General features: G+C 59.7%; 5 protein-coding genes. All 5 read right to left on the bottom strand.

The window, feature by feature from the left end:
- Positions 1–869, bottom strand: an 869-nt coding sequence (locus tag VGP75_RS01740; protein WP_327542008.1) for an acetate/propionate family kinase, incomplete at its 3' end; no start/stop codon positions are given.
- Complete coding sequence (locus VGP75_RS01735; protein ID WP_327542007.1) at positions 866–1,801, bottom strand: phosphate acyltransferase; 936 nt, start codon at positions 1,799–1,801, stop codon at positions 866–868. The genes VGP75_RS01735 and VGP75_RS01740, both read right to left, overlap by 4 nt.
- 1 nt (position 1,802) lies before the next feature.
- Positions 1,803–2,549 carry a sulfite exporter TauE/SafE family protein gene (locus VGP75_RS01730; protein ID WP_414727754.1) on the bottom strand — a complete coding sequence of 249 codons (747 nt, stop codon included), beginning with the start codon at positions 2,547–2,549 and terminating at the stop codon, positions 1,803–1,805.
- Between the two features lie 2 nt (positions 2,550–2,551).
- Positions 2,552–4,324, bottom strand: coding sequence for a sulfoacetaldehyde acetyltransferase (gene xsc, locus VGP75_RS01725; RefSeq protein ID WP_327542006.1), 1,773 nt, complete (start codon positions 4,322–4,324; stop codon positions 2,552–2,554).
- Positions 4,325–4,484: 160 nt separating this feature from the next.
- Positions 4,485–5,324, bottom strand: an 840-nt coding sequence (locus VGP75_RS01720) for an aminotransferase-like domain-containing protein (RefSeq protein WP_327542005.1), incomplete at its 5' end; no start/stop codon positions are given.

Genomic DNA, 5,324 nt, shown 5'->3' with positions numbered 1-5,324 from the left:
CCTGCATGACGTGCGGCCCAATAGCAGAAATGTTCAACGGCAAATTTGGCGGTGTCATCATCGCGCTCAAGCAGGGTTTTCATGTTGCTCTCAGCCGCAAGCGCCTGCAGGCCAGAGGTGTTGTTCAGCATGCGGTCGGTTTCATCCTCACCCAGCGCCCTGGACATGCGCAGCACCGCAGCACCGTCAATATCACCAGACCTTGTGCCCATGGTCAGCCCCGAGAGCGGAGAGTACCCCATCGAGGTGGCGATCGACTTGCCGCCCTTGATCGCGCAGAGGCTGGCCCCGTTGCCAAGGTGAAAGGCCAGCAGATGTTCCGGCAGGTTATCCCCGAAATCAGCAACCATATTGGCATAGGACAGCCCGTGAAACCCGTAGCGCCGGATGCCTGCATCATGGTGTGTTTGCGGGATGGCATAGCGCGTGGCGACCTCGGGGTTGGTGGCGTGAAACGCGGTCCCGAAGCTGCAATATTGCGGCAGGTCAGGGGCCAGTTGTTGCAAGGCATAGACGCCTGCAAGGTTGTTGGGGTTATGCAGCGGGGCCAGCGGAATGACGCTTTCGATGGTCGCGATCACCGGTGGGTGCAGCCGTGCCGGCGCTGTCATCACCGCACCGCCATGCACGATGCGATGCGCAGCGGCAGCAAATGCCGTCAACGGATAGCCTGCATCACGCAGAGCCGTCAGCATCAGGTCAAGCGCTTGCGCGTGATCGTGCGCCTCAACTGCGCTGACGTGATCGCCCAGCCGCAATTCGCCTGCAGACCCAAGATTCGTGACGCGGCCCGCAATGACAGAGCGGAGCGCTTCATCAAAGACCTCGATCTTGAGTGAGGAGGAGCCTGCGTTCAGAACCAAAATCATTTTGGCAACCCGCAACTGATGGCGGCCAAGGCCGCTGAAGCGATGCGTGCCGCTGGTGGGTCGGCGCGTGAGGTCAGCAGGATCGGCACCTTTGCACCGGTCACGATGCCTGCGGCACAACCGCCGGTCAGATAGACGAAGGCTTTGAACAGCGCGTTGCCGGAAACGATGTCGGGCACGATGATGGCATCGGCATGGCCCGCGACAGGGTCAGCTGTCAGCTTCTTTGTGGCGACCGCTTCGGGTGACATGATCAGGTCAAAAGCCAGCGGGCCAGAGACATCAACGCCGTCTAATTCCGCGCGCGCCCAGTCGGTCAGTTCTTTGGCCTCCATCGAAGAGGGAACTGAAGCAATGGCACTTTCGGTGGCTGACAGGATCGCAATCTTGGGGCGGTCATTGCCCAGCTTGTTGAGTAGTTTCTTGACTTCGATAATCGACGACTGGCGCGTCTTGAGGTCGGGGGCCACGTTGACCGCCGCGTCCGAGATCAGGATCGGCTTGCCCCCGTCAGGGTGGGAAATGTGGAAGATATGCACAAAGCGTTGCCCTGTGCGCAGCCCCGCTTCGCGCGCCACCGCAGTCTTCATAAAGACATCTGTGTGCAGCTGCCCTTTCATCAAAACATCAGCCTCGCCTGCACCGCATAGGGCGGCGGCGGTGCGGCCGGCCTCTTCCTCGCCGGTGGTGTCATGCAGGGCGTAACCCGAAATATCCCAATCGAGCTTTGCCGCCTCGGCGCGGATCATATCGGCCTCGCCGACAAACACCGGCACCATAATGCCGGCTTTAGTGGCGTCCTCTGCGGCTTCCATCGGCAGCGGCGATCCCGCACGTGCGATGGCGACGCGGGGTGCGCCAAAACTTTGCGCGCGGGCAATCAAATCTGCCGGGGCCTGTGCCTCACGGGTGGAAAGGAAGGGTGATGTCATTTTACATGCCTTTCAATGCGCGCAAGAGCCCCAGAACCGAGAGCGTCATCAGCAGCATCACCGCAAAACGCCGGAATGTCGAAGGGGAAGCGGAAAGAAACCGCCGTCCGCCTAGCCAGACACCCAGACCCAGCAAGGGAAACGCCATGACAAGGCCAATGGCGGTATCCCAGCTGACCAATCCGCCCGCCCATAAAAGCGGCAGGGTGATGATGTCGAGCCCCGTCAGGTAGACAATCATGGTGGCACGAAAGGATGCGGCCTGCATCGGTTGGGCGGACATGAATGCGGCGACGGGCAGGCCGCCGATGCCCGCGCTGTTGCACGCCCCCGAGATCATGCCGACCCCGCCGTGCCCCCATGCCCCGATCCGGCGCTGCAATGTCCAGCCGGACAGCAGCACCAGTGACATCACCAGAATAATCACAGAGATCACGATCCGCGCGGTATCCGCGCCCACCGACAGCATGACGGTGACCGAAAACGGTAGCGCAATCGCGGCCCCGCAAAGCATGTAAATGACCCTGCGCCAGTCCACATGTCCGCGAATGCTGCGGGCCTGAAAGACTGTCATCAAGATTTCGCATGCAAAGACCACCGGGATCAAAGGAAGCGGGTTTGTGACGAGGGCTGCAAAAGCGATAAAAATCGCCGAGAACCCGAAACCCGAATAGCCCCGGACAAAGGCAGCCCCCAGCAAAGCAATTGCAAGGGCCGCCGCTGTGCCGGGGCCAAGGTCGAATGGCAAACCTATTCAGCTGCCATGTCGGACGCCGAGATGCCGGCCACTTTGACAGGCTTCTTCATGGCGTCGCGGCGGAAGGGTTCACCCAACTCCTGGTTCAGGATCACTTCGATCAGCGTGGTTTTGTTATTCTCCATCTGATCCTTGATCGCCTGGTTCAACAGCGCTGTCAGCTCTTCCATTGTTCTGGCTTGCACACCGATCAGGCCGCAAGCCTGTGCGATGCCCGCGTAGGACACTTTCATGTCCAGTTCGGTGCCGACAAAGTTGTCGTTGAACCACAAGGTCGAATTACGCTTTTCCGCGCCCCACTGGTAGTTGCGGAAGACGATTTGCGTGATGGCTGGCCACTCATCGCGGCCAATCGCCGTCAGTTCGTTGACCGCAATCCCGAAGGCACCGTCGCCTGCAAAACCGATCACGGGCACATCCGGCTTGCCGATTTTTGCACCGACGATGGACGGCAGGCCGTAGCCGCAGGGACCAAAGAGGCCTGGTGCAAGGTATTTGCGGCCTGTGGGGAAGCTTGGGTAGGCGTTGCCGATGGCGCAGTTGTTGCCGATATCGGATGAAATGATCGCGTTCTCCGGCATTGCCGCCTGAATGGCGCGCCACGCCTGACGCGGTGACATCCAGTCAGGACGGGCCTGACGCGCACGCTCGTTCCATGTGGTGCCCGGATCGTCCTGCTCGTGATCAAGGCTGGACAGTTCCTGCGCCCAGGCCGATTTGGTCTGCGCGATCATTGCCTTGCGCTCTTCGCGGCCCGCGTCGCCTGCGGTGTCTGCAAGATGCGCTGTGATGCCTTTGGCAACTTTGGCGGCGTCACCTACGATGCCGACGGTGACCTTCTTGGTCAGGCCAATGCGGTCTGGGTTGATGTCAACCTGAATAACCTTGGCATCCGTTGGCCAATAGTCGATGCCGTAACCGGGGAGTGTGGAGAACGGGTTCAAGCGCGTGCCCAAGGCCAAAACGACATCCGCCTTGCTGATCAACTCCATTCCGGCCTTTGAACCGTTATAGCCCAGTGGACCTGCAAACAGCGGGTGGTTGCCGGGGAACGCGTCGTTGTGCTGGTAGCCCACGCAAACAGGCGCGTCGAGCGCTTCAGCCAGAACCTTGGAGGCTTCGATCCCGCCCTCTGCCAGAACAACGCCTGCACCATTCAGGATCACAGGGAATTTGGCAGTGGACAAAAGCTCGGCGGCTTTTGCGATGGATGTTTCGCCGCCCGGGCTGGATTCAAACTCGACAGGCTCGGGGATTTCAATGTCGATCACCTGGGTCCAGAAATCACGCGGGATGTTGATTTGGGTCGGGCCGGACAGACGCTTGGCCTTGGCGATCACGCGGGCCAGAACCTCGCAGATGCGGGACGGATCGCGGACTTCTTCCTGATAGGCCACACAGTCCTTGAACAGGTTCATCTGTTCCATTTCCTGAAAACCGCCCTGACCGATCGTCTTGTTCGCAGCCTGCGGTGTGACCAGCAAGCACGGGGTGTGGTTCCAATAGGCGGTCTTTACGGCGGTAACAAAGTTGGTGATGCCAGGGCCGTTTTGCGCGATCATCATGGACATCTCACCGGTGGCGCGGGTGTACCCGTCGGCCATCATACCGGCAGAGCCTTCGTGTGCGCAGTCCCAGAATGTGATGCCCGCTGCCGGGAAAATATCAGAGATCGGCATCATGGCAGATCCGATGATCCCGAAGGCGTGGCGAATGCCGTGCGCCTGGAGCGTTTTGACGAATGCTTCTTCAGTGGTCATTTTCATGGCGGTGGGTCCTTCCCTAAATTCCAAAGAAAATGGGAGCGCAGAATCCCCCCAATTTCGCTTTCTTGACACTAGGTTCTGCACAGCGCTGGCGTTAGGTCCAGTTGTATTACGTCCCTAAGGCCAGAGAAAATTATTTTGAGACATTAAGTCTCAAAAATCAATAATTATGGATCGCCTTGGCGATCAGGTTGACCCCCTCGGGGATGCGCGCCGAGGGGATTGATGAGTAGGCAAGCCGCAAGTATTCGGTCGGCGGGGCTTCACCTGCAAAGAACGGCGCACCGGGTTCGACCAAGACGCTATCCGCGCGCAAGGTCTCGGCCAGAACCGTGGTATCAATGCCCGCGGGTGTCTTGAGCCAAACGGATGACCCGCCATATGTCCCTTGTCCGGCAATCGTCAGACCGTGCTGATCAAGCGCACCGACCAGCAACTGCCGCCGTTCATGGAAGGTCTTGCTCATCCGGCGGATCAGCGCGTCATAGTGACCCAAAGACAAATAGTAACTCACGGTGCGCTGTATGTGGCCGGGCGGGTGGCGCAGGACCGTGGCGCGCAGGGCGCGGGCTTCGCGGATGAAAGGGGCCGGACCCACCAGATAGCCAAGGCGCAATCCCGGAAAAAGCGACTTTGAAAACGACCCCACGTAGATCACGCGCCCGTTCTTATCGAGCGACTTGAGCGACGGTGATGGCGATTTCAGAAAGGACATCTCGAATTCGTAGTCATCCTCGACGATAATGAAATCCTCGGCTTCCGCTTTCTCCAGCAGGGCATTGCGCCGGTCCAGCGGCATCGTGGCGGCAGTCGGGCACTGGTGGCTGGGCGTTGTGAAAACGACATCAGTATCATCGGGAAGGTTTTCGGGCGGCAGTCCGTCCTGATCAACGGGAACGACGCTCAGCTGGCAACGCGATTGCGTCAGGATCGTGCGCAGTGCGGGATAGCAGGGGTCCTCAATTGCTGCACGCCTGCGGCTGTTCAACAAAACCTGCGC

It is taken from the genome of Yoonia sp. (genome assembly GCF_036007805.1).
Classification (GTDB): Bacteria; Pseudomonadota; Alphaproteobacteria; order Rhodobacterales; family Rhodobacteraceae; genus Yoonia.
Note: the sequence above shows the minus strand (reverse complement) of the source record. Positions and strands in the feature narration are given on the sequence as shown.